The 26,099-nt window shown below is 66.9% G+C and carries 22 protein-coding genes; 11 read left to right on the top strand and 11 right to left on the bottom strand.

What is annotated here, in order from left to right; translation table 11 throughout:
• Nucleotides 1-65 precede the first annotated feature (65 nt).
• The 3 genes from gltA to KA383_03230 form a co-directional block, all read right to left on the bottom strand.
• Nucleotides 66-1,514 (bottom strand): NADPH-dependent glutamate synthase, encoded by a 1,449-nt coding sequence (gene gltA, locus KA383_03240; protein ID MBP7745121.1) that lies wholly within the window; start codon nucleotides 1,512-1,514, stop codon nucleotides 66-68.
• A gap of 128 nt (nucleotides 1,515-1,642) precedes the next feature.
• A complete protein-coding gene (locus KA383_03235) occupies nucleotides 1,643-2,494 on the bottom strand; it encodes a sulfide/dihydroorotate dehydrogenase-like FAD/NAD-binding protein (protein ID MBP7745120.1) in 852 nt (283 codons plus the stop codon).
• Nucleotides 2,495-2,604: 110 nt separating this feature from the next.
• Nucleotides 2,605-2,901, bottom strand: coding sequence for a nucleotide pyrophosphohydrolase (locus tag KA383_03230; GenBank protein ID MBP7745119.1), 297 nt, complete (start codon nucleotides 2,899-2,901; stop codon nucleotides 2,605-2,607).
• 57 nt (nucleotides 2,902-2,958) lie between these two features.
• Here KA383_03230 and KA383_03225 point away from each other — a divergent pair, with 57 nt between their 5' ends.
• Nucleotides 2,959-3,354, top strand: a complete 396-nt coding sequence (locus tag KA383_03225; protein MBP7745118.1) for a GIY-YIG nuclease family protein — start codon at nucleotides 2,959-2,961, stop codon at nucleotides 3,352-3,354.
• On the opposite strand, the gene KA383_03220 is transcribed toward KA383_03225, so the two are convergent.
• Complete coding sequence (locus KA383_03220) at nucleotides 3,334-4,032, bottom strand: hypothetical protein (GenBank protein MBP7745117.1); 699 nt, start codon at nucleotides 4,030-4,032, stop codon at nucleotides 3,334-3,336. The genes KA383_03225 and KA383_03220 overlap by 21 nt on opposite strands.
• A gap of 98 nt (nucleotides 4,033-4,130) precedes the next feature.
• Between KA383_03220 and KA383_03215 the strand changes: the two genes are divergently transcribed.
• Together KA383_03215 and KA383_03210 are read left to right on the top strand one after the other, a co-directional pair.
• Nucleotides 4,131-4,559 (top strand): ACT domain-containing protein, encoded by a 429-nt coding sequence (locus tag KA383_03215; GenBank protein MBP7745116.1) that lies wholly within the window; start codon nucleotides 4,131-4,133, stop codon nucleotides 4,557-4,559.
• Between the two features lie 186 nt (nucleotides 4,560-4,745).
• On the top strand, nucleotides 4,746-6,215 hold the full coding sequence (locus tag KA383_03210) for a TlpA family protein disulfide reductase (GenBank protein ID MBP7745115.1): 1,470 nt from the start codon (nucleotides 4,746-4,748) through the stop codon (nucleotides 6,213-6,215).
• 69 nt (nucleotides 6,216-6,284) lie between these two features.
• On the opposite strand, the gene KA383_03205 is transcribed toward KA383_03210, so the two are convergent.
• Nucleotides 6,285-7,958, bottom strand: coding sequence for a hypothetical protein (locus tag KA383_03205; GenBank protein MBP7745114.1), 1,674 nt, complete (start codon nucleotides 7,956-7,958; stop codon nucleotides 6,285-6,287).
• Between the two features lie 147 nt (nucleotides 7,959-8,105).
• On the opposite strand from KA383_03205, the gene KA383_03200 reads away from it, so the two are divergent.
• The 6 genes from KA383_03200 to amrB all read left to right on the top strand — a co-directional run bounded on the left by KA383_03200 (nucleotide 8,106) and on the right by amrB (nucleotide 14,131).
• A complete protein-coding gene (locus tag KA383_03200) occupies nucleotides 8,106-9,425 on the top strand; it encodes a tetratricopeptide repeat protein (GenBank protein ID MBP7745113.1) in 1,320 nt (439 codons plus the stop codon).
• Nucleotides 9,350-10,348, top strand: a complete 999-nt coding sequence (gene holA / locus KA383_03195; GenBank protein MBP7745112.1) for a DNA polymerase III subunit delta — start codon at nucleotides 9,350-9,352, stop codon at nucleotides 10,346-10,348. The genes KA383_03200 and holA overlap by 76 nt, the downstream gene beginning before the upstream one ends.
• Nucleotides 10,349-10,369: 21 nt before the next feature.
• Nucleotides 10,370-11,569, top strand: a complete 1,200-nt coding sequence (locus tag KA383_03190) for a hypothetical protein (protein MBP7745111.1) — start codon at nucleotides 10,370-10,372, stop codon at nucleotides 11,567-11,569.
• Between the two features lie 44 nt (nucleotides 11,570-11,613).
• Complete coding sequence (locus KA383_03185; protein ID MBP7745110.1) at nucleotides 11,614-12,162, top strand: tyrosine-protein phosphatase; 549 nt, start codon at nucleotides 11,614-11,616, stop codon at nucleotides 12,160-12,162.
• A 183-nt stretch (nucleotides 12,163-12,345) separates the two neighbouring features.
• Nucleotides 12,346-13,263 carry a ParB/RepB/Spo0J family partition protein gene (locus KA383_03180; GenBank protein ID MBP7745109.1) on the top strand — a complete coding sequence of 306 codons (918 nt, stop codon included), beginning with the start codon at nucleotides 12,346-12,348 and terminating at the stop codon, nucleotides 13,261-13,263.
• A 4-nt stretch (nucleotides 13,264-13,267) separates the two neighbouring features.
• The gene (amrB, locus tag KA383_03175) at nucleotides 13,268-14,131 is read left to right on the top strand and encodes an AmmeMemoRadiSam system protein B (protein ID MBP7745108.1); all 864 of its coding nucleotides are present in this window, start codon (nucleotides 13,268-13,270) and stop codon (nucleotides 14,129-14,131) included.
• Nucleotides 14,132-14,228: 97 nt separating this feature from the next.
• Here amrB and KA383_03170 read toward each other — a convergent pair whose 3' ends face one another.
• Nucleotides 14,229-14,765 (bottom strand): GNAT family N-acetyltransferase, encoded by a 537-nt coding sequence (locus tag KA383_03170; GenBank protein MBP7745107.1) that lies wholly within the window; start codon nucleotides 14,763-14,765, stop codon nucleotides 14,229-14,231.
• Between the two features lie 81 nt (nucleotides 14,766-14,846).
• Here KA383_03170 and KA383_03165 point away from each other — a divergent pair, with 81 nt between their 5' ends.
• Nucleotides 14,847-15,497 carry a methyltransferase gene (locus tag KA383_03165; GenBank protein MBP7745106.1) on the top strand — a complete coding sequence of 217 codons (651 nt, stop codon included), beginning with the start codon at nucleotides 14,847-14,849 and terminating at the stop codon, nucleotides 15,495-15,497.
• 31 nt (nucleotides 15,498-15,528) lie between these two features.
• Here KA383_03165 and KA383_03160 read toward each other — a convergent pair whose 3' ends face one another.
• Genes KA383_03160 through KA383_03150 form a run of 3 tightly spaced genes read right to left on the bottom strand, consistent with a single transcriptional unit; the run spans nucleotide 15,529 to nucleotide 19,552 of the window.
• Entirely contained in the window at nucleotides 15,529-16,422 is an 894-nt protein-coding gene (locus tag KA383_03160) for an alpha/beta fold hydrolase (GenBank protein ID MBP7745105.1), read from the bottom strand.
• The gene (locus tag KA383_03155; protein ID MBP7745104.1) at nucleotides 16,422-18,698 is read right to left on the bottom strand and encodes a hypothetical protein; all 2,277 of its coding nucleotides are present in this window, start codon (nucleotides 18,696-18,698) and stop codon (nucleotides 16,422-16,424) included. Before KA383_03155 ends, KA383_03160 begins: the two co-directional genes overlap by 1 nt.
• A 5-nt stretch (nucleotides 18,699-18,703) precedes the next feature.
• Nucleotides 18,704-19,552 carry a hypothetical protein gene (locus KA383_03150; protein MBP7745103.1) on the bottom strand — a complete coding sequence of 283 codons (849 nt, stop codon included), beginning with the start codon at nucleotides 19,550-19,552 and terminating at the stop codon, nucleotides 18,704-18,706.
• Nucleotides 19,553-20,762: 1,210 nt separating this feature from the next.
• Between KA383_03150 and KA383_03145 the strand changes: the two genes are divergently transcribed.
• Nucleotides 20,763-22,193: a hypothetical protein gene (locus tag KA383_03145; protein MBP7745102.1), complete on the top strand. Its 1,431-nt coding sequence runs from the start codon at nucleotides 20,763-20,765 to the stop codon at nucleotides 22,191-22,193.
• Between the two features lie 182 nt (nucleotides 22,194-22,375).
• Here KA383_03145 and rpoD read toward each other — a convergent pair whose 3' ends face one another.
• On the bottom strand, nucleotides 22,376-24,064 hold the full coding sequence (rpoD, locus tag KA383_03140; protein ID MBP7745101.1) for an RNA polymerase sigma factor RpoD: 1,689 nt from the start codon (nucleotides 24,062-24,064) through the stop codon (nucleotides 22,376-22,378).
• 180 nt (nucleotides 24,065-24,244) lie between these two features.
• A complete protein-coding gene (gene dnaG, locus KA383_03135; GenBank protein MBP7745100.1) occupies nucleotides 24,245-26,047 on the bottom strand; it encodes a DNA primase in 1,803 nt (600 codons plus the stop codon).
• Between the last annotated feature and the right edge of the window lie 52 nt (nucleotides 26,048-26,099).

Below are 26,099 nucleotides of genomic sequence, written 5' to 3'. Positions count from 1 at the left end.
AAGTAACCGTGTGGCCGGACCGACAGGCGCGCTGGCCGCAGTAGACCCTCCCCCCGGCCTTCTCTCTACAAGGGAGAGGGGGCCACGGCCGGCGGCAGGTTGTGCTTGGCTCGCACGTACTGGTCGATCGCCGCCGCGGATTTCTTGCCGTCGCCCATCGCGAGAATCACCGTCGCCGCCCCGCGCACGATGTCGCCGCCCGCGTACACGCCGGGCATGCTCGTCGCGCCGCTCTCGTCCGCGATGATGTAGCCCCACTTGTTCAGCTTCAGCTCCGGCGTCGCCGACGTCAGCAGCGGATTCGCCCGCGTGCCAATCGCCGGGATCACCACGTCGCAGTCAATGACGAACTCCGACCCCTTCACCGGCACCGGCCGCCGACGCCCGGATTCGTCCGGCTCGCCCAGCTCCATCCGGATGCACTCGATGCCCTTCACCCAGCCGTCCGACGTGCCCAGCACGCGCGTCGGGTTGCACAGCAGCTTGAAGATGATGCCTTCCTCTTCGGCGTGATGGACCTCCTCCACACGCGCGGGCATCTCCGCCCGGCTGCGGCGATAGACCAGTGTGGCCTCTTTCGCGCCCAGCCGCTTCGCCGTGCGGACGGAATCCATCGCAACGTTGCCGCCGCCCACGACGACGACGCGCTCGGCGCGGATGATCGGCGTGTCGTACTCCGGGAATTCGTACGCGCGCATCAGGTTCGAGCGCGTCAGGTACTCGTTGGCGGAATACACGCCCTTGAGGTTCTCGCCGGGGACGTTCATGAACACCGGCAGGCCCGCGCCGTTGGCGATGAAGATCGCCGAGAAGCCTTCCTCATTCAGCAGCTCGTGGATCGTGAACGTGCGGCCCACGACCACATTGCAGACGATCTTCACGCCCATCTCACGCAGGCGGTTCACCTCGGCGGCAATGATCTTCTTCGGCAGGCGGAACTCGGGGATGCCGTAGAGCAGGACACCGCCGGGGTTGTGCAACGCCTCGAAGACGGTCACGTCGTGGCCCTTCTTGGCAAGCTCGCCCGCGGCGGTGAGGCCCGCCGGCCCGGAGCCGACGATCGCGATCTTGATCCCGGTCGGCTTGGCGAGCAGCGTTTTCATGTCCAGGTTCTCGCGGGCCCAGTCGGCGACGAAGCGTTCGAGGTGGCCGACGGCGACGGGCTTACCGTTCTTGCCCTTCGCGCGGATGCATACCTGCTCGCACTGCTCCTCCTGCGGGCAGACCCGGCCGGTGATGCCAGGCAGGGCGTTGGCGCTGAGCAGCAGTTCGGCGGCGCCCTTCAGATCGCCGGCGACGACGCGATCAAGGAAGCCGGGAATGTCGATGCCCACCGGACAGCCGATCACGCACTTGCTGTCCTTGCACTGGAGGCAGCGGCTGGCCTCCAGCCGCGCCAGTTCTTCCCGGAAACCCAGGTTGACCTCCTTGAAATCCCGATTCCGCACGTCCGGGGCGCGCTCCGGCATCTGTTGCCGCTCGATCGCCATGCGCTCTTTAGGGGTTAAAGCCATTGCAGACACCTTCTGTCAGACAACAACGCCATCGTCTACCGGGCCGATGTGACAAGGTGACAAAGTAACAAGGTAACCATGGGAGTGTTGACGCTGTCCAGACTCACATTGTCACCTTGTTACCTGGGTTACTTTGTCACTCCTCCCAGCTTGCATTCGTGTTCCATCCGCTCCAGCGCGGTCTTTTCCTGCGCCCGGTACGCCGTCAGGCGGTCCGAGAGCTCCGCGTAATCCACGGCGTGGCCGTCGAATTCCGGGCCGTCGACACAGGCGAACTGCGTCTTGCCGCCCACCGTCACGCGGCAGCCGCCACACATGCCCGTGCCGTCCACCATGATCGGATTCAGCGACACGATCGTCTTGATCCCCGCCGGGCGCGTGAGGTCCGAAATCACTTTCATCATGATCACCGGGCCGGCGGCGTAGACGGCGCCGATCGGGCGCGCCTGGTCATTCATCAGCTCTTTGAGCTTGTCCGCGACCGTGCCCTTGAAGCCGTAGCTGCCGTCGTCCGTGCAGGCATAGACGACATCGGAGACCTTTTTTAGCTCGTCCTCCAGCACGACCAGCTCTTTCGTGCGCCCGCCCGTGATCGAGCTAACGTAGCAGCCTGCGGCGCGCAGGGCCTTGGCGAGCGGGTAGATGACCGCGGTCCCCACGCCGCCGCCCACGAGCACCGCGTGGCCGACGGCTTCGATCTCGGTCGGCCGGCCAAGCGGGCCCATGACATCGCTGATGGTGTCACCGGCGTTCTTGGCAAACAGGAGCTTCGTGGTCTTGCCGATCGCCTTCACGATCAGCTCGATGGTGCCGGCCCGGGGGTCGGCGTCGGCCATCGTGAGCGGGATGCGTTCGCCGGTCTCGTCCAGCCGCAGAATAACGAACTGCCCGGGCTGGCGGTGTTTGGCGACCAGGGGGGCCGCGATCTTGAACCACTTCACGTCGGACGCCAGTTGCTTCGTGTCGAGAATCCGGAACATGCACGTACTCGCTATGTGGATAATCGCATCCGGTATGCCGATACGACGATTATGGCGAAAACGGCCCCGAAACGCAAATCAACGGGCCGGGCCCGCGGCCGCGACACGGATCACGTGAGTTTTGAATTACATCGGCACACGACCTGGCCGCAGCCCGGGCAGCCCGCCGTGAACTTGCGAATCGCCTCTTCAAGGTCGACACCCTCGACGTTCGCGAGCGTGACAAGCCACGCCAGCACATCCGCAAACTCGCCCGCCAGATTCGCCCGGTCGCCCTTGCCCGCGATCGCGCTGGCGAGCTCGCCCACCTCCTCCGCAAACCAGAGGAACGTCTTCGCCGCCCCGCGCGCCCGGTCCTTGTCCGAGTACATCCGGTCAATCAATTGCTGAAATTCGCGAATCTGCACCGCAGGAACCCTCGCTGTGTTACATTCTCCGCAGTGCGAACCGATGCGCAGCGGGTATTGGCCCGGCTCCAGCCGGCACTCGCCGACTGGCCGGATGCCGGAGTGTATCAGCTTCGTCTGCGCGTGTCAGTTGCGCTGCGGCTGACCGTCGGCCGGCTGGGCCGCTGGGCGCTGCCGGCGGGCGAATACGTGTACACCGGGCGGGCGACGCGCGGGCTGCGCGCCCGCGTCCGCCGGCACATCTGCGGCGGCCGCTGCCGGCACTGGCACATCGACTACCTGCTCGCGCGGCACGGAGTGCAGATCACGGATGTGACGCTGGCGTCGCGCTGCGCCGCCGATGAGTGCGCTGTCAACCAGCGAACGGAGGGCCGCGTCGTCATTCCCGGCTTCGGCGCGTCCGATTGTCGTCGCGGCTGCGGCGCGCACTTGCTACGGCTGACCTTCGCTTGAATCCCCGCGCACGCCGACCGCGTGCAGGTTCGCGCCGCACTCCGGACAGCGCGGCTCATACAGACCCTTGACGATGTACCCGCACTGGCCGCAGTGGACCTCGGTCTCGAGGCCCGGCCGCCAGGGGCGCGTGCGCGTCAGGCGTCGCCAGTGTGTGCCAAAAGCGACGCAGCCCACGACCAGGGCCGCCAGCCCGCCGAGTTCCAGTCCCCAGATCGACCCGCCCACCCAGGCGTACCGCAGCATCGCACCCAAGGTCGTCGGCACATCGTGGAACGCATGCCGGAAGAACTCCGGGCTCAGCGTGGCCAGGAGCACCGCGACTACCCCGCCGGCCAGCCACGCCCCCAGCGCGCCAACCAGGATCCAGAGCAGGTGCCGCGCCGCCAGTCCATACGGACTGCACCCGCGCGAAACAACGCCGACGACCACCACGAAGACCACGGCGCAGCCAAGCCCGAACAGGATCCCCTCGAAGACCCCCTGGGCCACGCTGGCCCGCCACACGTTGTTCACGTTCTCCCACCCCAGCACCGTGCGAAAATACTCCGGGCTGACCGCGGCACTCAGCGCGTTCGTCACGCCGCCGAGTAGCGCGCCGAGCACGGCCCCGCTCACCAGCAGCGCCAAGAGCACACCGGGCCGCAAGCGATCCAAGTCAGCGTGGGATCGGGTCATCGGCCGGCAGTATACCCGGCGGCCCCAACACCAGCGCATTGACGCCGCGCCGCCGGGGCGGTAAGCCACACGCGGTAAGCCGATTGGGAGACCGCACCATGCCGTTCGAGATCAACCGCGCCAGCGTCTGGGCCGGCGAGTTGCAGGACCACCCGGGGGCCTTGGCGGAGGCGCTCGGGGGCCTGCAGCGCGCCGGGGTGAACCTGGAATTCGTTATCCTGCGCCCGACAGCTCCGATGTCCCATCTCGGCGTGCTGTTCGTCGCCCCGATCGCCGGCACTGCCCAGGAGCGCGCCGCGACGGAGGCCGGCCTGCGGAAGGCCGAGAGCATCCACGCGTTGCGGCTGGTTGGCCCCGATCACCCGGGCCTGGTCGCCGACCTGTCACGGGCCTTCGCCAGCGCCGGGCTCAACATCGCGGGCCTGTCCGCGGCGTCGCTGGCCGGCCAGGCGGTCATCTATGTGCGCTTTGAGTGCGCGGCAGACGCCGACCGCGCCGCCCAGCTCGTGATCGGCCTGCCGGGCTGACCGCGCCCGCCCCGCGGGCTGGAATCCCGTTTCCCTTGCGGCCGGGAGAACGGGTATGATGTGCCGTCCCGGCTGCGGGTGACCGCCCTTCCTCGCCGCGAGGCCGCATCCCCAGCCCTGTTCCAGTGTGTAATTGTCAGGCGGCGCGCGCCGGCGCCCAGGGTCCGGTGCAGGGAGATTGAATCCATGTTGACCGTGACTCGCCGGGCCGCATCGTCGTTCAAGCTTGCGCTCGCGTGGAGCGCCGCCGTATTCCTGCTGGCGCTGCCGGTGGCGCGCGCCCAGGAAGCCCAGTCGCAGCCGGCATCGCAGCCGGCCGTCCAACCCAGCAACCCCGAAACGCACCAGAAGGCCCTGGCCCTGCTCGACACCGCACTCGCCAAGTACCGCGCGGCCAGGTCGTACCAGGACGAATTCGCCGGCCACATGGAAGTCGTCGCCACCGACAAGGACGGCAAGGACGTCGGCCAGTCGAACGACTACCTCGCCGGACTGCTCTACGGTGGCGCGAACCGCCTCGCCCTGTCGACCGACAGTTTTTCGATCCACTGCGACGGCAAGCAGCTCTGGCTCTACACCGCCGCGCTGGACGCGTATACCGAGACCGCCGCCCCAGAGCGCGTCGACTATGACAAGCTGACGGAGGACCTGCTGGTCAACGACCCGCCGCACCCGATCCTGTTCGTCCTCAGCCAGCCTGACAAGAAATTCCAGGAGCTGTTCCCGATGGTGCGCGAATTCACCGCGGTGACGCGCGAGGAATTCGACGGCCGCCCGGGGACGCGCCTGGCGGGGATCTTCGACGCCTCCCAGACGCCGTTCGAGTTCGGCGACGAACTGGTGCCGTTCAGCCTGTGGCTCGATGAGAAAACCGGGCTGGCGGGCGAGCTGCGCCTGGAGTTGACCACGGTGCTCCGCAAGGTGCTCGGCCTGGAAGAAGGGGCGCGGGAGGACGGCGGCGACGAAGACCTGGATGTCCCCGGCATGCCGAAGAAACTGGACAAGGCCGTGGCGACCGCGACGTTCAAGGGCGTCAAGCTCGACGGCGACATCCCCGCCGAGCGCTTCGTGTTCAAGCCCGAGCCCGGCACGCCGAAGGTCGACAAGTTCGACTGGGATTCGCTCATGCAGCCGCCGGACCCGCAGAGCCTGCTGGGCAAGCCCGCGCCGGCGTTCGCGGGCGACGGCGTGGATGAGAAGCCGCTGTCGCTGGAGAGTCTGCGCGGCCGCGTGGTCGTGCTGGATTTCTGGGCGACCTGGTGCATGCCCTGCGTGCAGTCGATGCCGCAGATCCAAAAGCTGGCGGACAAGTACGCCGATCAGCCGGTCACGGTCATCGGCCTGAACCAGGACGAGCGCGGCAAGGACAAGAAGATCAGGGAGTTCCTCGCGGATAAGAAGATCACGTTCCGGCAGTTCCTCGATCCGGCGGGCAAGCTTGGTCGCAAGTTCAAGGTCGCCGCGATCCCGTGCACGTTCGTACTGGACAAGCAGGGCGTGGTGCAGGCGGTGCACGTCGGGATGGCGCAGGACCTGGAGACGACGATCGGCGGCGAGATCGAGAAGCTGCTGAAGGGCGAGCAGGTGTACGACCCGACCAAGCCCAAGGCGGAAGAGAAGCCCGCGGAAGCGCCGCCCGCGCCGGCTCCGCAGTAGCAGCGGGAACTGTTTAGCGATGTAAGGCAGGTCGCGCGACCATGCGACCTGCCTTTCGTTTTGCGCGGGTTAATCATCCTTGCCGCCCGCCGCGAATTGCAGCAAATCGCGCCGCGCGCCGCGCGGGCGGTACGTGATCGTCTTGAGCGTGTCGCCGCGCTTGACCTGGAGCTGCACCTGGTCATCCGCGTCGGTCGGAATGCGCCACCCGATCAGGTCGTCGCCTTCGCGCAGGCCGGCCTTCGCCGCCGCCGAGTCCTTCTTCAGACCGTGGACGCGCTCGGCGCGCAGCGAGCGCTCGCGCTCAAAGCCCAGTTCGAACTCGTACACTGTCCGGACGCGCCCGCGCAGTTCCGGGGCCAGCGCGTCCGACGGCACCTCGATCGTCTCGGCCCGCGTCACATAGCGGTCGAACTCCGGCCCGAACCAGTCGCCCAGCACACGACAACCCTCGCGGCGCAACAGCGCATTGGAAATCGTCGGCTGGCCGTCGCGCGCCCGCGCCACCAGCGCGTGAAACAGCCGATCGATGCCCTCGGTCACGCCCTTCTGCCGCGCCAGCCGGTGCCAGCGCAGCCCTAGCAGCAGGCCGCGCTGATACGCGACCTCACCCACGGTCGCCCGCTGCTTCCAGTACCCCGCCTGGATCTCCTCGTTCGTCGCGTTGCGCGCCGGGTTGGCGGCGTACTCGCGCAGATGGCGGTTCAGCCAGCCCGCGTACACCCCCGCCGTCCAGCGCCCCGACTCGAACAGGATCCGCAGCGCGTAATAGTCCGTGAACCCCTCCGTAAACCAGTACACCAGCTCCTCCGGGTTTTCGCCCTGCACCAGCCGCCCATTCCACGTGTGAAAAAGCTCGTGCGCGAACAGGTGCTCGACGCCGTCCGTCAGCTCCGCACGCGGCGAGATGCACAACGCAAAGCTCTGATACAGCCCCATGCCCGCAATCCGCAGGTCACCGCCAACCACCGCCGGCCCCACCGGAATCGCGGTCACGACAAACGGCGGAAACGCCGTCTCGCGCATAAACGCGCACTGCTCCGCAATCACTTCGGCCGACAACTGGCCCAGCGCCGCGACGTCGAACCCGAACTCGTCCAGCATCGCCACCGTCACTTCGCCGCCGCCCGCGACCGGCGTCCGCTCCGTCACGATCCGGCCCGCAAGATATACTGACTGCCGCACGTCGTCAGGCTTCATCCGCGCCCCAACGCTCGGGCCGCTGCCCCACGAGCACACCGCCCGCCAACCATCCGGCAGTTTCCAGCGCACCAGCACCTCGTACTCGTCCGGCTGGCCGCCGCCCGCCACCGGCGTCACCAGAAACGCATTGCCCAGTCCGTGAAAGAACTGCTTCGTCGTGATCGGATGATGCGTGTGCTCCCAGTCGAACTCGCGCCGGCCAGGATCGACCGTGTACCGGCAGCGCAGCGCCGCACCGCTCCGATGCTCAATCTGCCAGCACGCCTTGTCGCGCCGCACGCTGGTCGCCCCGTCGATGCGCAGGTCCTTGAACAGCGCCGGCACGTCCGACACCGTCCCGCAGCGCGGCACCGCGCACAGCCGCGATTCCGTCCGCCCCGCCGTCTGCCAGCTCAACTCGACGTGCAGGTGTCCCTGCTGCGGCGCCGGCGTGAGCACGTAGGTGAGCGTTTCGGCGTGCACCGCTGCCGCTGCCGACAGGCACGCGCAAATCGCGCACCCGGCGCGGCGCCAGACCGCTTCGCCCAATAAAACCAACATCGCGTGCCTCCGTTCAGGCCACGGTCGCCAACACATTCTAAGGCGCCCCGACCGCCGCGCACCCCTCGCGCATCGCTGGCCAGCCCAGGGAGAACCACCGGCTTCGCCACCGATAGACGCTCTGGACGCACACCGTGTGGAGACACGATGAAGCGCTTGGTCCTGATCCCCCTGCTGGTGCTGGCTCTGCCGCGCCCCAGTGCGCACGCCGACCCGCTCCCCAGCTACGTCGCGGCGCGCGAGATCGTGCTCGAGTACCGCACCGCGAACGCGGTCGCCGTGGGCGGCGCCGACCTGTGGGTGTCCACGGACCGGGGACGCACCTGGCGCGGCGCCGACGCCGAGCCGGCGGGTCAGCGCTCCCTACGCTACACCGCGGCCGCGGACGGGCGCTACGATTTTTACGTGGTGCTGCGCAATGCGGCCGGCACCTCGGCCGACCCGCCCGTGCCCGGGACCACACCCACCGTCTCGATCATCGTGGACACGACACCGCCGCTGCTGCAAATTCACAGCGCGCAGGTTGAAACCATCGACGGCGAGGCGGTCATCCGGTTGAAGGTCAGCCTGGTCGAGGAACACCTCGCGGACGGTGGCCTGCGCGTCTTTTATAGGACAACGCCCGGCCAGTGGCAGGATGGCGGCACCGCCACCGTCGACAACGGCGCGCTGCGCTGGGCGCCACCCGCGAGCGTGCACAGCGCCGAGCTGGACGTCCGTTGCGTCGCCACCGATCTCGCGGGAAATCACTGCGCGGCACAAGCCGTGGGCATCGCCCTCCCCAGCCCGCGCGCCGACGCCCCGGCCAGCCAACCGGCTGCGACACAGCCGGCGCTGACCTCCGCCCCGGCGGAACTGGCACCCGACGGGCCGCTGCTAGCCGACGCCACTCAACTGCAACATCTGCGCACGCTGGCCGCACGCTTCATGTCCGAGGGGCGCTACGACCTGGCGGCGGCACGCTATGAGGACGCCGTGGCGCTGGCACCCCACGATGCCGATCTGCTGGTGGAACTGGGCGGCGCGCTCTACCGCGCGGGCCGTCTGACTGAGGCCAACACGCGCTTCGACGCCGCGCGCAGCGCGCTGCCCGAGCACGCCGGCGCCATCGAAGGCCTGGCACTGGTCGCCGCCACCGAAAGACGCTACGCTCAAGCCCGCGCGCACCTGCAGCAGCTGCAGCGCCTGCGACCCGATTCCGGGCTGGTGTGGCTGCGGGCGGGCGACGTCGAACACCGGCTGGGCAATACCGCCCAGGCGCTGGCCGCGTGGCGCAGGGTGCTCACCGCCGCCGACGCGGACGCGGACCTGCGCGCGAAGGCCCAGCGCCGGCTCGAGTACTTTGACCCGGAGCACGCTGCCACTCCCGGCACGGCGCCGACGGATGAAAAATGCCCCAACGACCCGCCAATCCCGCCCTCGTCGTCATCTACGGGGACGATACACACCAGAAATCCACGGCCCTGATCGCGGCGCTCAACAAGCTCCTTCCCCCCGGCGTCGATCGCAGCCTCGCCCTCACCGAGTACGACGGCGCGCGCGACCCCGACGATGGTGGCCCGGTGTTGTCCGCCGTGCTCGAAGACCTCGGCACGCTGCCATTCCTGGCTGATCGACGCGTCGTGCTGATCCGCGACGCGGACGAGTTCATCACCGCGCACCGTGCGCGACTGGAGCAATATGTCGCCAAGCCTGCGCCGACCGGCACGCTCGTGCTCGAATGCCGCAGCTTCCCGCGCACCACGCGCCTGGCGAAGGCGGCCCTGGCGGCCGGCGGGCAACTGACCGAATGCCGCAAGCTCGTCGGCCGCGCCGCCGTCGATTTCGTGCTCGCCCAGGCCGGCGCGCAGGGCCTGCGCATCGAGCCCGCGGCGGCGGCGCGCCTCGTTGACCTGGTCGGACTGGAGGCCGGGCTCCTAATCTCCGAGATCGAGAAGCTGTGTCTGTACGCCGCCGGCCGCAAGGCTATCACCGATGAGGACGTGAGTGCGCTGGTCGGACAAAGCCGCGAGGAGAAGATCTTCGCGGTCATGGACGCCGCCGCCGCCGGGCGCCTGCCCGACGCGCTGCGCCTGTGGCACGACGTGCTGGCGACCGATCGTGGCGCGGTTTTCAAGGTCCTCGGCGGCATGGCCTATAAGATCCGCCAATGGCTGGCCGCCCACCGCGCGGTCGCCGGCGGGGCCACACTGTCCGAGGTCGCCTCGAAGCTCATGATGTGGCGGCGTGAACGCGAGCTGGAGATCCTGCTCCGCCGCCTGCCGGCAGCCTTCCTCCGCCGTTTCCTGGCGGCAATCGGCAACCTGGACTCACAAGCCAAGTCGGGGGCGCGGTCGATAGAAACGGGCGTGGAGCTGATGCTCGTGAGGCTCGCCGCCCCGGCGCGCTGACCGGCATCGTCGGAGTCGCGCATGGATGCGAAATGCACGCCCTGGACGGTGTGGGGTTGTAGTCTGCTCATGGTCGGCGGTTGCGCGTGGCTGCAACCGGACCCTGCGGCACGGCGCGAGACCGCCGAACCGGCTGCGCCAGCCGAGCCGCCACAAGTCGTTGTCGCAAAGGAAGTTGAGAACGCCGACCCGGTTCAGCAGGACGTGGGCGCGTGGATGCAGCGGCTGGATAAGGCCGAGCAGATCCGCCCGGCGGATACGGCCGCCCCGTCTGGCCCGCCGCCATCCTCCGCGGAGTTCGTGACCCTGATCGCCGACCCCGACCCCAATATCGAACCCGTCCCCCAGCCGCCCCCGCCCCCGGTCGCGCTCGCGACACCGTCCCCGGCGACCCCCGGCCCGGAGCCCGCATTCGAAGTGACAATGGTCCCCCCGACACTGGACACCGTTACCGTGCACGCTGCCCCCAACATGCCGGTCGCAACCACCGACACCGCGGCGCCCGGCATCAATAAGCCGGCGGTCGCCCGCGGCGGCCCTGCTTCATTGCGCGATTTTCTCGAGCAGTCGCTGCCCAGCGAGGAGGGCTCATTCCGCGAGCAGCTAGATCGCCGCATTTTGTGGGTGGTTGCCGGCGATTACGAACGGGCGCGACAGCCGCTGAGCCTGGTTACCGCCGAGCAACAGGAGCTTGCCAGTCGGTTCGTCGAGGCCTGGGTGGTGATACGCGAGTGTCACATGGGCGATCCGACGCGGGCCGCCACGGTCGCCGCGCGCGAGCTGGAAGCCCTGCAGAAGTCGCTCCAGCGCGTCAGTGAGCTGAGCATTCCTACAGTCAAACTGTGCAGCGCCGTACGGAGCTACGGGCAGTATGACGCCATCGAGCCGGCGCGTTTCCCGGCCGGCAGCGGGGCCGAGTTCGTGCTCTATTGCGAGGTCAGCGACTTCGTCAGCGAACCCGAGAACGAGCTCTACACGACCCGCTTCGACATGACCACCACGATCCTCAATCGCATCGGCGATACCGTGCTGGAGATCAAGGACACAGAAATCGTCGATCGCTGCCGCAACCGCCGGCACGATTGCTTCATTCCTCGTCTCGTCCGCCTGCCGGAGACACTTCCCCCCGGCCAGTATGTGGCAAAAGTCACGGTCATTGATAAACTCGGACAGAAAGTGGCCGAGGGCCGTGCTCCGTTCCAACTGGTGGCGCGGCCGTAAGGACCGGCCACACCGGGATCCGTGGGTGGCTTGGGAGGCGGGACGTGAATGTCCCCCGCTTCGTTCGTCGGCTGTTCCGTGCGCCGTATGACGGCCTGCAACACTTCGGCGTGGTCGCCGCGGGCACGCTGTACCGCTGTGGCCAGCCCACGCCGGCCGAGTTGACGGACCTGATTGCGCGCTATGGGCTGCGCACGGTGGTCAGTCTGCGCGGGCAGCGCGATGAAGACGATCCCGACGCGTGGGAGCGCGACGAGCGCGCGGTGTGCGCGGCGCAGGGCGTGGAATTCGTGACGATCCCCTGCAATCACAAAAACCCGCCCAATTCCGCCCAGGCCGAGCAATTTCTGGGCGTCTGTCGCGACCCGGCCCGGCGCCCGGTGCTCGTGCATTGCCGCCTGGGCCAGCAGCGCACGCTGCTGTTTTGCGCGCTGTATCGCGTGCACATCGACGGCCTCGCGCCGGAGGTCGCGGAGCGCGAGATGGACGCGCTGGGCTTCGGGGCGCGCAAGCGCCGCCACCGGAAACTGCTCGCGGCCTTTCGCGCCCTGGCGCGCCCGGCCGACGCGCCGGCGCCGCTATTATCTAGATAGAATAGAATCTCTCACACACGGGTCGTGTTGGTGCGCCATTACGGTGTTACACCTGTGTATATTGTTTTTGTGTTGTATGCCGCTTTACCGCCGGACCCGCGTTTCACGTGAAACGCCCGCCACGGATTCCGTTGACACTCCCGGGGTGCCAGTCATACTAGACGCGGCTCTCAGGAGTACACTATGGCCAAGACACCCAATCGACTCGGCCGCGGCCTCAATGCTTTGATCACTCCGCGCGAGACGCAGCCGCGCAGCTCGCCCCATCACGTCTCCACGCAACCAAGCGCCGGGCAAATCCAGACGCTCGCCATCAACCGCATCAAGCCCAACCCGCGTCAACCGCGCACCACCTTCGACGAGCAGACGCTCAAAGACCTCGCGGACTCGATTCGCGACCGCGGCATGCTGCAGCCGATCGTTGTGCGTGGCACCGAGGACGGGCAGTTCGAAATCGTCGCCGGCGAACGACGCTGGCGCGCGGCGCGGTCCGCCGGCCTGGAAGCCGTCCCCGCCATCGTCCGCGAGTTCACCGACGCCCAGGCATTTGAGACCGCCCTGGTGGAGAACCTCCAGCGCGAGGACCTCGCGCCGCTGGAACGCGCTGCCGCCTACCAGCACTATCTCGACACGTTCGGCGGCACCATCGAAGACCTAGCCACGCGCGTGTCTGAGAGCCGGGCTAACATCTCGAACTATCTACGATTACTGAAATTACAGCCAGAGGTCTGCTACCTCCTCGGCAGCGGCGAACTCAGCATGGGCCATGCCCGTGCTATCGCGGGCATCGACGATCCAAAGCGCCAGCTCGCCATCGCCAAAATGGTCGCCCGGAGAAACTTGTCGGTACGTCAAGTCGAGGAGCTCGCCCGGGCTGCGAGCGAACCGGCACATATGCCACCCGAGCCCACACCCGAGCTGGATTCTCAGCGGCGTCATCTGTCCGCCGTGGCCGACGCGCTGAGCAAGTCATTGGGCCTGCGTGTGCGCCTCTTCCCTGGCCGGAAGAAGAACTCCGGACGCGTCGTCATCAACTATGGCACACTGGAAGAGTTCGACCACCTCGCCGAACACTTGGGGGGCAAGGTTCACCTGGAGTGATGCCATGCCTGCCGTGCGACCCACCGCCGTTGCCGGACGGTTCTACCCGGGGACAGAAGCGGGCTGTCGCGAGTTGGCGGCGCAGTACTTCCAGGAGCCGGCCGCTCGGCGCGCGGTCGGCGCCGTTGTGCCGCACGCGGGCTGGGTCTACAGCGGTGCCACCGCCGCCCTGGGATGGTCAGCCATTGCGGCCGGCGAGCCGGACACGATCATCGTCTTTGGCGCCGTGCACGGACCGGACGCGAACGTGGCCAGCGCCTGCACGCGGGGCGGATGGGACACCCCGCTCGGACCGCTTTTCATCGATGAAGAGCTGGCACACGCATTGACGCAGCATCCCCTCATCAAGGATAACCCGGGAGCACATCGGCGCGAGCATTCCATCGAGGTTCAGTTGCCACTGGCAAAGTACCTGCTGCCGGACGTGCGTTTTATACCCATCGGCGTGCGTCCCAGCCTAGAGGCTCCGGAAATCGGTCGTTTCTGTGCTGCCGCGGCGCGCAGCATGGGACGCACGGTGGCTTTCGTGGGATCGACGGACCTGACGCACTACGGCCCGGCATTCGGGTTTGAGCCGCACGGGCGCGGCGAGGCTGGTGTTCGCTGGGCGAAGGAAGTGAATGATCGTCGGATGATTGATCGGATCCAGGCGGGCGATGCAGCCGGGATCGTGCCGGAGGCCGTCGCGAACCACAATGCCTGCGGACCCGGGGCGATCGCGGCTCTGATCGGCGCGATGAATGAGTTAGGGGGGCTGACTTACCGTGAGCTGCGACACACGTGCAGTGCGGAATGCCAGACCGTCATGGACCGCGATCCCTGGAATTCCGTGGGATACGAGGCCGGGGTGTTTGTGACCGAATCCTGACGTGCGCGACGTCACTGCGACGTTTCACGTGAAACACGACCGCCCGGTGCGACCCCCGCCAGGACGATGTAACTAGGATTACTATAGTAACTAGAAATTAGCTCACGGGCGGGGCGCTGGCGGCCAGCCGCAGCAGGCATTCCCGCCGGCCGTATGCTGGGAAGGTGTGCCATTCAAAGCCGTCATCCCGCATCCCCGCCGCGCGGTAGCAGGCCAGCGCCGCCGTGTTCTCCGTGAACACGACCAAAGTCACGCGGTGCGCGCCCCGCTGCACAAACGCCTCGTGCAGCAAGTGCCGGGTAAGCTGCACACCGTAACCACGCCGCCGCCGCGCCGCGTCCACGATCAGGTGCCCCAGCCAGTACTGCCGCCGCACGCCGTGCAGCCGGTTCAACTCGCCATACGCCACTGGCAACGCGTGGTCCGCCGCGAACAGCAGGTACGGGCAGTGCTCCGGCTTGCGCCAACCGAGGATCTGGGCGGCCGTCAGCGGCGGCGGTGTCTTCGGCGCCAGCCAGTAAGCCTCTTGTGCATCGCGCACCCAACGGACGACGGTCGGCGCCCAGTCCGGCGTGAACGGCGTCAGTCGGCAGGCCGGCGTGGCATCATCGCGCGTGCGCGGATTGACGGTCATGGCGCTGCGTCCGTGTTGCCCAGGGTGCGGGCGCAACCATAATAGCCGTCGGCCGGGGGGGTGTGATAGAGCGGTGACGACATGGACGAGCTGCGCGGCTATCCGCTGCGACGTGAATCCATCGTGGTCGGCGGGCGCATCTACGAGCTCATCATGCCCGCCGACAGCAACACGCTGCTTGACGACGCGCGCGTCGCGGCGCGTTTTGCGCGCGACGAGTACATGCCGTACTGGGCAACCCTCTGGCCCGCGGCGCGCGTGCTGGCCGACGTCGTTGCGACCTGGGAGCCGGTCGACTCCGCGGACGCGCCGCAGGTGCTCGAGCTGGGCGGCGGCATCGGCCTGGTCGGGCTCGTCGCCGCCGCGCGCGGGTACCGCGTGACGATCTCGGATTATGACGAAGACGCGCTGGCGTTTGCGGCGGCGAACGCGCAGCGAAACGAACTGCCGCCGCCGGCGACGCGCTATGTCGATTGGCGCGAGACGTACGCCGACCTGCGCCCGGAGCGGATTCTGGCCGCGGACGTGCTGTACGAGAAGCGGCACCTGGAGCCGATCGCGCGGTTTGTCCGGCAGCATTTGTCGCCGACAGGTTTTGCGCTGATCAGTGACGCGCATCGCTCGACGGCAGACGATTTTTGCGATGTGGCACGGGCCTGCGAGTTGACCGTCGAGATTACACAGCACCAGCAGGGGCGCGTGTTCCGGCTCGCACACGCCACGACCCGCTGAGCCAGAACTGCGTCTATGCTACATAGAATTCCTAGCGCAGCGCGGCCTGATCGAACAGCGCGCGCACCCGCGCGGTCAGCTCGGACTGGGCTTCCAGCGCGATCGCCAGGTGCTCGGCGCCGGGGACCAGCCAGAAGTCCTTCGGGCTGCCCGCCGCGTCGTACAGCGCACGGGCCTCGTCCGGGAAACAGATCTCGTCCTGCTCCGCCGCGATCACCAACAGGGGGCGCGGCGCCAGTCGCGCGACGACAGCGATGGGATCGTCGCCGTCCGACACCGTGATCGTCGCGAGGAAGCGCGCGAGCCAGTCCACCGGCACCAGCCGGCGCGCGTGCCGCGCCGCAACGCTGCGATACGCGCTGAACGGCGACTCCGCCACCACGGCCCGCACCTCCGGCCGCTCCGCCGCCACCACGATCGCGACCGCCCCACCGAGCGACTGGCCGTACGCGCAGAGCGGCAGCCCCTGCGCCTCGGGGCGCGCCAGGGCGCAGTCCACGGCGGCATGGCCATCCGCGATCGTGCCGGCGCGCGTCACGCGGCCCTGCGACTGCCCGAACCCGCGGTAGTCAAACATGAGCACGTGGTAGCCCGCGCGCGGCAGCCATTCGATCAGTCCAATGTGGGCCGTGACGTTCGCCGCGTTGCCATGAAAGTGAACAACGATCCCGCGCGGTGTGCCGACGGCCGGCAGGAACCAGCCGTGCAGCTTCAGCCCGTCGCGCGTGGTGAACCAGACGTCCTCGTGGACCAGGCCGTAGTCCGCGGGCCGGTCGTACTGCTTTTGATCCGGATAGTAGAACTTGCCGTCGAGGCCCACAAACTTCAGGTATCCAATCACAAACAGCAGCGCACCGGCCCGCACACTCCACTTGATGCGCCGCCACCGGCGCTGCCGCGCAGCCTTGTTGATCTCAGCCGCCATCAGCTGGCCAGCAGCGCGACAAACCCGTTGATGTCGCGGAAGTCGAGCTGGCCATCGCCGTTCATGTCACCCGCCAGGTCGGCATCCACCGTCGGATACTGTTGCGCGTAGGTATCCGGATTGCTCAGCGCCAGCACGAACGGGTTGATGTCGCCGAAGTTGACTTGTCCATCGCCGTTCATGTCCGCGGGCACGGCGACGGCTATGCTCCACGCGCCTCGGCCCTGCGTGGCGGCAATCAGCCGCGCGCGGTCCGGCTCGATCCGCAAATCAATCACCGCCGCGTTCGGCAAGCCGTTGCCGTAGCGATGCCACGCCACGCCGTCATTGATCGAGCAATACAGTCCGTCATCGGCACCGGCGTATAACACGGGGAACTTGCCCCGCACGTCCACCGCAATCGTGTTGACCGGGACGTCGGGCAAGTTGCCGACCAGCGACATCCAGTTCTGGCCGCCATCGGTGCTGCGGCGGACCTGATCCTGCCCAAAGGTCCCGACCGCGAGATACACCGTCAGTGGCTCGTCGGGATGCACGAAGATCTCGCGCGTCACGCGCGGCCAGCCCGCGAGGTTGCTCGCGATCAGCGCGAAGCTCGAACCGCCGTTGCTGGACCGCAGGACCCGTCCGTCATTGGTGGCGGCATAGACGGTGTTCGGATCGGACGGCGCCTGCGCCAGCGTCCGAATGGCTGCCGTGCCGCCGCCGGTGAGATCGCCGGAAATGGCCGTCCAACTCGTGCCGCCGTTGGTGCTGCGATAGATGCGGTGGGTGGCATAGAGCATGCGCATGGAATTCGTCGGGTCGATCAGGTAGGGGGGCAGGAAGCAGTTGCGGTCGGACGAGGAGATCCCCGAGCCGCTGAAGTTGAAACTCGCGCCCCCGTTGGTCGAGCGGTAGAGGTTTCCGCTGCCCTGGTATTCGATGAACAGGCGCGTCGGCGTCACCTGGTCGAGCTGTGTCCAGCCGCCGTCGCCGCCGAACACCTGCGTCCATTCCGGTGTTCCCGTGGTACGGATGTTGGAGCCGTTGTCCTGTGTCCCGCCGAGCAGATAGTCCGCGTCGGTCGGGTGGGTCGAAAGGCCGGCGTAGAACTGCACGAGGCCGAGCCCGTCGTTGAGCGCGATCCAGCTATCGCCCAGGTTCGTGGTCCGATGCACGCCGCCGTCGTCACCGACCACCAGCCGCCCCGCCGCATCCCACGCCGCCGCGTGCATGTCCACGTGCGGCGGCGTGACCGTATTCCAGCTCGAACCGGCGTTGGTGGAGCGCGAGAGATCGAGCCCGCCCATGAACACCGTGTTGGCATCGGACGGCCGCACGGACACGAACGAAAGATACCAGCCATAGCTCGACTGGATGTTGCCGAGTGGTAGAGTCGCCCATGCCACGCCACCGTTATCGCTGCGATAGGCGCCGAGCGTGGAGGCGTTGCCGCCGGTGGCCGTGGCCGGGTTGGTGACCAGGGCGTAAATGCGGCTGGGTTGCGTGGGGGCAATGGCGAGACTGATGCGGCCGACGGTCGCGGTCGGCCAGCCAAGGCCGCCCAGCTTGGTCCACGAGTCGCCGCCGTCAGTGGTCTTGTAGATGCCGTTGGCGGCGTGGCCGAAGATGCGGCCGATGGCAGCGTACAGCACACTCGGGTTGCCGGGCGTGATGGCCAGGTCGGTCGCATCGAGATTGGGCAGGCCGTTGGTCAACTGCGCCCAGGTTGTCCCGCCGTCAACGGAACGAAACACGCCGACCGGGCCGGTCGCTCCAGGATGTCCCTTGGCCGCGGCCATTTCGGGGAAGCCGCCGGCGCGCGTAATCGCGGCGTAGAGCACCTGTGGGTTCTGCGGGTTGACGATGATCCGGGAGAAACATCGGCCGCCGAACGTGTCCTCGGCCAGATGCACCCAAGTCTCGCCGCCGTCGATGCTCTTGAACAGGCCGAGACCGTAGCGGCAGTGGTTGGCGTAATTGGCTTCGCCGGTGCCGGCGTACACGATGTTCTCGTTCGTCGGGTCGAGTGCGAGAGCGCCCATGGACGTCGTTGGCATGTGGTCCGTGAGGGGTGTCCAGGTCACGCCGCCGTCGGTGGTGCGCCACACGCCGCCGTCGCAGCCGGCGACGAAGTAGCGATTCGCATCGGTGGCGCTGCAGACGATGGCGGATACGCGGCCCGTGTAGTCGCCGTTGGTGATCGGCGCGGGACCAAGTTCCTGCCAGTCCGCGGCGAAGGCGAGCGGCGCGAGCGCCGAGCTGAAAAGCAGCGCGACAACTCGTCGTGGCATCGGCTTCATTGCGCACCCCCTTTCGCGACGGGTGCGCCAACCTCAAAGGTCAAGGTGGCGGTGTAGACGACCCAGTCGGCGGATGGGTCGTTGTCGAGCGCTTGAACGTAATGACCCTCGACGCGCCACACGCCGGCGTCCGTTACACAGAAGTGGCCGGAGCCGCCGCCATCGGTGACGAACTCCTCGGACTTACCCGTGGTGACATTCGTCGCCTGTACCTTCGCGTCGGAGCGCTTGTCGCCATCGACGTAGAACGTGAGCGGGATGTCGCTGCCGGGCTGCGCCGCCGTCGGATCGAAATGCACGCGAATCTCGACGACCTGCCCGGACTTGCTGGTCGCGATCGCCGAGGGTGTGATGCGCTGGTTATCCGCGGCTGCACGAATCAGCGTCTTGGTCGAGATGACTTGCCGTACGCGCACCGGCCGGTCGGTCAGGCCGGCAGACACTTTCGCGGGGTCCGCCGCATTCAGCGTGAGGAACGCACGCCACTCGGCGGCGGGGGCCTCGGTGACGGCCGGCACCTGATCCGTGCCGACCAGCGTGACGCCCGGGTGCTCAATCGTCGCAGAGGTGAAGTTGTCCGAATCGCGCGCTGGGCGCACATCGTGCCGGTTTTCCTGTGCCGGCCCGCCGCGCACGAACAGCCACCGCACGCCCTCCGCGGGCCACGCCCCGGGCCGGGCGTCCTTCGCGGCGCCGACGTCGAAGCGCACGTTCACAGCTTCGCCGATGGACGCCGTGTACTTGCTCGGTGTGAGAAAGGCCGCGGTGGGCGCTGCCGCCAGCACCGGGCCGACAACGATGAGCACAAGTGACACAGAAGCGAATGGTCGAGAGAGTTGTTTCATGGGCCACCTCCGGAGTAGGTACGCCGTCCATGCTATAGGAGCGGCCCGGATTCGCCAAGTGAAAAGCGGCCCCGCCGGCACGCCTTGCGCGCCACGGGGCCGCTGTGAATCGGCGGGAAACTGCGCTGCGGCGGGTGAGCTATTCCATCTCGCTCGGCGCCGCGCTGCCGCTCTTCATCGCCTCCAGGAAGCCCTCGAGCTTGCGGGCGATGAGACTCCGTGGCTGCACCGACAGCAGCGGGCCGGCGGCCGCGATACGCCGGCGGATTGGCCATCGTTTGACGCACTCAGTCATCCCCGGGGGTGTGACGCCGCCAATACCACGAGAAGGTCAGCGAACTCCCGCTGCGCATGGTTGAGCGTGGACCCGGGGTTGGGTTCGCGCCGATGCGGGGTTGCACTTTACTGCGCGAGCAACATAAACGCCCCCTGTCGCGCAGCCGGGCGGCTGCAACCGGACCGGAAGACGCTGCGTAGGCAGGCGACTCCCGATCCCGTTGGAAACTCGATCGGAGGGTCCTCTGAGGATCTCGTTGATTGTGCGCGCTCTCGATCCCTGTGCGGGGCGACACGAGTGCGTTCCCGGGCCGACCCGGAGACTTGGGGCGCTGCCCTTGGGGCGATTTCATCACCAGTCTCCCCCAGCCCGTGTTGAAAAGTAAAGCACGAAGCGCATACACTACACTCGCGATAGTTTGGTTGTTGCAAGTTGACTGCGCGCCGCTCGATGCGCGACGGTGTAGAGACTCGAGCATATCTCCAAACTGGAAAAATGCGGTGTTCTAATCATGGCGCGTGCGTGCAAAGTATTTGCTGTTGGTGGACTGATGCTCTGGTGCGCTGCCTCGTTCGGCGTGTCGCAGGTGAGTTGGTTCTGCCTGCGTTACAACGGTCAGGAAATCTGTCCTGGCTGCCCGGGTGAACAAGTCTGCCTCTGTTTCTATACAAACGCACCTTGCCTTGATGATATCGTCTGTAACACCCGCCCCAAGGTCGAGACCGGCCTCTATGACATGGACGTCATTCGCGTAGCGTGCTACTCCGTTCGTGGATGCGCATCTCAGTACGGCGGACCGTGTGACCCTGTCTACAACCCCTGCGTGCCCGACGATGTATGGGGAACTGCGGGCGAAATGGATCGCTACAGCGCCAGCGGGCTGGGTTGCGCGAAGTAGCGACGGCGTGGGGCCGAGTTGTGCGGAGGCCACGCATGCGCACCCCGTATTCCGCATTTGCGATATCGTGCTTCGTCGCGGCTTTCTCTTCCACTACTCCGGCCTTTGCTGGCAGCGAGAAACCAGCGGCGCTCGTCGCGGCAGAGCAAGCCCGAGATCGAGCATGGCTGCGCACGGCACATATCGAGTTTTCTGAACAACGCACCGTGCCTCGTGATACCGACCCACCCTCGGTGCCCCCGCGTGTCCAATACTACACTTGGCGCTGCGCTGGCGATGATTACACTACGGTCTACCGAGGTGACGACGAGGGGGTGGTCATGCGCGGGTTGGACGGGCAGCCACGCGATGACCTGACTTACCACGGCCCGATGCACTTCCTCGTGCAGGGGGGGGAGATTTGGCAGCATGTGGAAGACGATGTGACGGCCGACATACTCCCCGATGAGCGAACTACTTTCTGGCGCCTGTGGGACTTGCGCACGATGGGGCTCAACCCTGTTGTTTTCGGGAAGGACTTCGAGAGCGAGGTCGGGCGATGCGCGTACCCCGCGCCCGACTACACCACGGCTTCGGAGAACGAGCTGACAGTCGTCACCGCATCCACCGGCAGCAGCAGGGTTGTGTGGTGGATTGACCCACAAAAGGACAACGGCATCGTTCGCACGGCCGTTTGGTTGGACGGGAAGCAAATCGGTGAAACTCGCTATGCGCTCGAGGAAATGGACGGGGTGTGGTTCCCTCGGGAGATTGAACTGTATCGTCTGGCAGCAGGCGATGTCACGCCCTCGACGGTCATCACGATTCTGTCGGCTGAATTCAATCGCCCGTACCATCCCCAGTCGCTAACGCCCGCGAGCATTGGTATTGAGCCCGGAACAACTGTAATCTGCCAGACACGCGCGGAAACACCGGTCATGATCTGGGACGGGAAGAAACTGATTGGGCTGGACGAGTACCACGCGCGCCTCCAGAGCGGCGAGCTACGGCCGGGACCCACGATCACGCGCGAGCACGAGCGCCTTTCGGTCAACCACGCGAACGACGGGATCGCGAGCACGCAGCCAGTACGATTGGCTGGTGTTTTGGACGTCCGCCTTCTGGAATCGCAATGGGAGGCGTACACGCGCGGTTTCATCGTGCGCTACCGACTGGACACCGATCAGGCGCGCAAGGCGTGGGATCTGTGCCGCGGGTGTGAGGAGAAGGCGCGCGCATATCTGGCCAAAAGACAACATGAAATCGAGGAGTGGCAACAGCAGGCCGACTCTGTGAAGAGCGGCCGCGTATCGGCGGATCACGCAGAGCGGTTGAAGGAGCGACAAACCGAATTGGCCGCCCCGGTCGAGAGGATTTTCGACGATCGCCTCAAGCCGGGTCTTGAGCGCCTGCCGACAGAGGCTCAACGGCTGGCCGTGCGCGAGCACAGTCGCCACACGTCGGATGGCGGCGAGGACAGGAGATAGCAATGCGGGGCCGGTTGGGGGGCGCCGAATCCCGGCACCTCAGCTTCGCGCATCGCAACGTCGGAGTACATCCTGCCCGACGGTCTTCCGGCAGGGCAATTCCCCCGTCGTTCGTCGGCGACTCAACCGCGGCCCTTCCCGACACCTTGCAGAGTTGACGATCGATTCACCCGGCGCGCATCCTACTCCTCGCTCGCCGTTGCGGCCTGCGTACCGGCCTTCATCGCCTCAAGGAACCCCTGCAGTTTGCGCGCGCGGACCGGGTGCTGCAGCTTGCGGATGGCCTTCGCCTCCACCTGCCGGACACGCTCGCGTGTCACCTTGAAGATCTTGCCCACCTCTTCGAGCGTGTACGTATAACCGTCGCCGATGCCGTAGCGGAGCTTGATAATCTCGCGCTCGCGGTAGGTCAGCGTCTTCAGCACCGCCTCGATGCGGTCCTTGAGCATGTCGCTGCTGGCGCTGCTGACCGGCGACTCCGCCTTCTCGTCCTCGATGAAATCGCCGAAGTACGAATCCTCGCTCTCGCCGACCGGGCGGTCCAGCGAGATCGGGTGGCGGCTGATTTTCATCACGCGGCGGGCTTCCGAGACGGGCATCTTCGCGTCGCGGGCGATCTCCTCGATCGTCGGCTCGCGCTTCAGCTCCTGGAGCAGCCGCTTGCTGATGTTGCGCAGCTTGCTCATCGTCTCGATCATGTGGACCGGGATGCGGATCGTGCGGGCGTGGTCCGCGATGGCCCGCGTGATCGCCTGGCGGATCCACCACGTCGCGTACGTGCTGAATTTATACCCCCGGCGATATTCGTACTTGTCCACCGCCCGCATCAGGCCGGTGTTGCCTTCCTGGATGATGTCGAGGAACGACAGCCCGCGGTTGCGATACTTCTTCGCGATCGAGACCACCAGCCGCAGGTTGCCGCCCGCCAGCTTGCGCTTTGCATCCTCGTACTCGCCGAAGACCTTCTGGGCTTCGTTGACGCGCCAGCGCAGGTCCTCGGTGCCCTCCATCACCAGGTCCATCAGGCCCAGGTGCTCATCCTTCATGGCGTCGACTTCTTCGGCCGGCAGCGACCGGCCGCGGGCCTTCAGCTCCTCCTCCAGCGCCTCGAGCTTCTGGCACACCGCACCCAGCTTCCGCATCATCGGGATGATCCGGCTGGTCCGCAGCGAGAGCTCCTCGAGCAGCGTCACGGCGCGGCGCCGGCGCTGGTCCATGCGCTCCTGGGCCGACTTGCGCAAGCTGGCGGCACTGCGCATGTCGCGCGCCAAGTTCCAGTCGGCGCGGTTCAGCTCCAGCAGCTTCTGCACGGTCGCGAGGTTGGCCGGCAGGCGCTTGATGATCGTGCTCTTGGCCATGCTCTCGGTCGTCGAGATCTTCATCGTGCGGTCGAAGGGCATGCGGCCGTCGGCGACCGCCTGCATCGTCTCCACCGCCTGGTTCATGCAGTAGTCGTTTTCAAGCACCCGCCGGCGAAACGCCATCCGCGTCAGCTCGATCTTCTTCGCCAGGGCGATTTCCTGGTCGCGCGTCAGCAGGGGGATCTCGCCCATCTGCGTCAGGTACATGCGGACCGGGTCGTCGACGCGGCGGGCGGTCGTGTCGGTCAGGTCGACCTCGGTCACCTCGTCGAGGCTCTCGCCGCCTTCGAGCGTGCCGGTGCGCTTGCGCTCGGCATCGCGCAGCTTGTCGGCCTCGATCTCATCGATCATCTGGATGCCGTTCTGCTCGATGCGGTTCAGCACGCTCTCAAGCTTCTCGGGCGAGATCGCCTCGTCGGGGAGCGTTTCGTTGAGCTCTTCCCAGGTGAGGTACTGGCGACGCTTGCCCTTCTCGATCAGCTCGTTGACGCACTGTTCGATCGGATCGATGTCTGTGGTTGCGACGACCATCGATGTTCTCCCTGATGCCGGCGGCACTGCTTTGCCGGCCGCGCCTGCGGCCCGCCGGCGACTCCCGCTGCTCCGCGGTTTATGATCTGGCGCGCGAATAATGACACTCCGCGGTGCTGCTTTCGGACTGCAAAACCTTCTCTCTCACGACACTCCGTGTCACGGAGTCACCGGCAGCGGCCCGTGCCGCCGCTCCGGCGGGAGGATCGTATCCGTCCCGCGGGCCTCGGCGTGCAGACGCCGGAAGACGCTCTCATCGTCTCCGCCGGGCCCGCACAGGTCGGCGCGCAGGTCGGTCCGGCGAAGCACGCCCAGCTCCGCCGCCAGGCGCTCCCGGGCCGCCAGGAAAGCGGCCGCGCCCAGCTCCGAGCCCGCCCCGCGGGCCCGCGCGCGTTCCACGAGTTCGCACATGGCGCTGTCGTCGCAGCGCGCGACGATGTCGCCAATGGAGTATTCACCCATATCATCATGAACTTCAAGCAACAGCCCATAAAGTCGCTGCCACGTCTCAGAACACGCGACGCCACGGGCCACCGTTTCGTCCACGTGCCGCCAACATTCGCCGCCTTCCAGCAGCAGTCCGAGAACGGACTCGACCGCCACCACCAGCCCGCCCGCGAGCCCGCGGATCGCCCCGGCGTAGTCCGACGCCGCGGCCACGACCGTTCGCTCCGCCCGCCCACGCCGCTGGATCAGCCGCTTCGCGCGCCCGAGCAAGTCGAACACTTCCTCCGGCGGCAGGCCGAGCAAGCTGCTGAGTCGGCCAACCAACAGGTCCTGCTGGAACGGGTCCACCCCGCCGGCAACCGCGACTCCGGCCACAAACTGCACAAACTCCTCGATCGCGGCACGCCGGCTCCGCTGATCGCCGCGGTCATACGCACTAACCGCTTTTGACCACTTGAATTCTAGCGCATCCACGGAGCGCTTCAACTGCGCCGCAAAGCCCTCCGCACCTTGCGCAACGAGACAATCGGCGGGGTCCTTGAATCCGTCGAGCACCACCACCCGCACCTGCGTCTTCGTCAGGACGGAGACCTCGACCGCGCGGTTGGCCGCACGCACGCCGGCGTCATCACTGTCGAAGCACAGATAGAGCGTTCCTGCTAGTGGCCGCAGCAATTTCGCATGGGCTTCGGTCATCGCCGTGCCGAGCGTGGCCACGACGTTCTCGAAGCCGTGCTGCGCCAGCAACACCGCATCCATGTAGCCTTCAACAATGATCGCCGCATCCTGCTTCTGAATCGCCCGGCGAGCCAGGTCGAGCCCGTAGAGCACGCGCGACTTGCTGAACAGTGGCGACTCCGGTGAATTCAGATACTTCGCGGGATCGTCATCGAGCGCCCGTCCGCCGAAGGCGATCGGCCGGCCCGCTGCGTCGGCGATCGGGAAGATGAGCCGATGGCGAAAACGGTCGTAAGTTCTTCCGCTTTCGTTAGTTGCGGTCAATCCCGCCTGGGAGATAATCTCGGGTCGGAGGCCCGCGCGGCGGGCGCTCGTGACCAGGTCGTCCCATGAATCGGCGGCGTAGCCGATTCCGAAACGTTCGATCGTCGCCTCGGTCAGGCCGCGGCTGAGCGCGTACTCGCGCGCCCGCTGCCCGGCTCCGGGCGCCCCGAGTGCGCGGCGAAAATGATCCCGGGCCCAAGCGATCGCGGCCAGCAACTCGCCGCGGATTTGGGCCGCCTGTCGATCCTCGGGCGTGGAACGCAGTTCAATCCCCGCGCGGCGCGCCAGCTGCGCGAGCGCGGTGCGAAAATCAATGCGCTCAAACTTCTCCACAAAGCGGATGACATCCCCACCGGCGCCGCACGACCAGCATTTGAAAATGCGTTTTGTGGGGCTGACCGCGAAGGACGGCTTGTGATCCGGGTGAAAGGGACACAGACCGATGTAGTCCTTTCCCTTCCGCGTCAGCGCAACGCGCTCGCCGACGACCTCGACGATGTCGACAGTCTCCAAGACTCTGTCTTTTAAGGAGTTATCCATTTACGCGCGACTAATCGGCGGAACC

The organism is Phycisphaerae bacterium (assembly GCA_017999985.1).
Classification (GTDB): Bacteria; Planctomycetota; Phycisphaerae; order UBA1845; family Fen-1342; genus JAGNKU01.
The sequence above is the reverse complement of the archived record's forward strand: the minus strand, read 5'-3'. Positions and strand labels throughout refer to the sequence as shown.

Bases quoted from the DNA above. Each gene is read 5' to 3' on its own strand.
- amrB (MBP7745108.1), top strand. From the start codon at position 13,268: ATGCCTGCCGTGCGACCCACCGCCGTTGCCGGACGGTTCTACCCGGGG.
- KA383_03200 (MBP7745113.1), top strand. From the start codon at position 8,106: ATGAAGCGCTTGGTCCTGATCCCCCTGCTGGTGCTGGCTCTGCCGCGC.
- gltA (MBP7745121.1), bottom strand. From the start codon at position 1,514: ATGGCTTTAACCCCTAAAGAGCGCATGGCGATCGAGCGGCAACAGATG.
- KA383_03160 (MBP7745105.1), bottom strand. From the start codon at position 16,422: ATGGCGGCTGAGATCAACAAGGCTGCGCGGCAGCGCCGGTGGCGGCGC.
- KA383_03190 (MBP7745111.1), top strand. From the start codon at position 10,370: ATGGATGCGAAATGCACGCCCTGGACGGTGTGGGGTTGTAGTCTGCTC.
- KA383_03180 (MBP7745109.1), top strand. From the start codon at position 12,346: ATGGCCAAGACACCCAATCGACTCGGCCGCGGCCTCAATGCTTTGATC.
- KA383_03155 (MBP7745104.1), bottom strand. From the start codon at position 18,698: ATGCCACGACGAGTTGTCGCGCTGCTTTTCAGCTCGGCGCTCGCGCCG.
- KA383_03150 (MBP7745103.1), bottom strand. From the start codon at position 19,552: ATGAAACAACTCTCTCGACCATTCGCTTCTGTGTCACTTGTGCTCATC.
- KA383_03235 (MBP7745120.1), bottom strand. From the start codon at position 2,494: ATGTTCCGGATTCTCGACACGAAGCAACTGGCGTCCGACGTGAAGTGG.
- KA383_03205 (MBP7745114.1), bottom strand. From the start codon at position 7,958: ATGTTGGTTTTATTGGGCGAAGCGGTCTGGCGCCGCGCCGGGTGCGCG.
- KA383_03170 (MBP7745107.1), bottom strand. From the start codon at position 14,765: ATGACCGTCAATCCGCGCACGCGCGATGATGCCACGCCGGCCTGCCGA.
- KA383_03165 (MBP7745106.1), top strand. From the start codon at position 14,847: ATGGACGAGCTGCGCGGCTATCCGCTGCGACGTGAATCCATCGTGGTC.
- KA383_03215 (MBP7745116.1), top strand. From the start codon at position 4,131: ATGCCGTTCGAGATCAACCGCGCCAGCGTCTGGGCCGGCGAGTTGCAG.
- KA383_03145 (MBP7745102.1), top strand. From the start codon at position 20,763: ATGCGCACCCCGTATTCCGCATTTGCGATATCGTGCTTCGTCGCGGCT.
- holA (MBP7745112.1), top strand. From the start codon at position 9,350: ATGCCCCAACGACCCGCCAATCCCGCCCTCGTCGTCATCTACGGGGAC.
- KA383_03210 (MBP7745115.1), top strand. From the start codon at position 4,746: ATGTTGACCGTGACTCGCCGGGCCGCATCGTCGTTCAAGCTTGCGCTC.
- KA383_03220 (MBP7745117.1), bottom strand. From the start codon at position 4,032: ATGACCCGATCCCACGCTGACTTGGATCGCTTGCGGCCCGGTGTGCTC.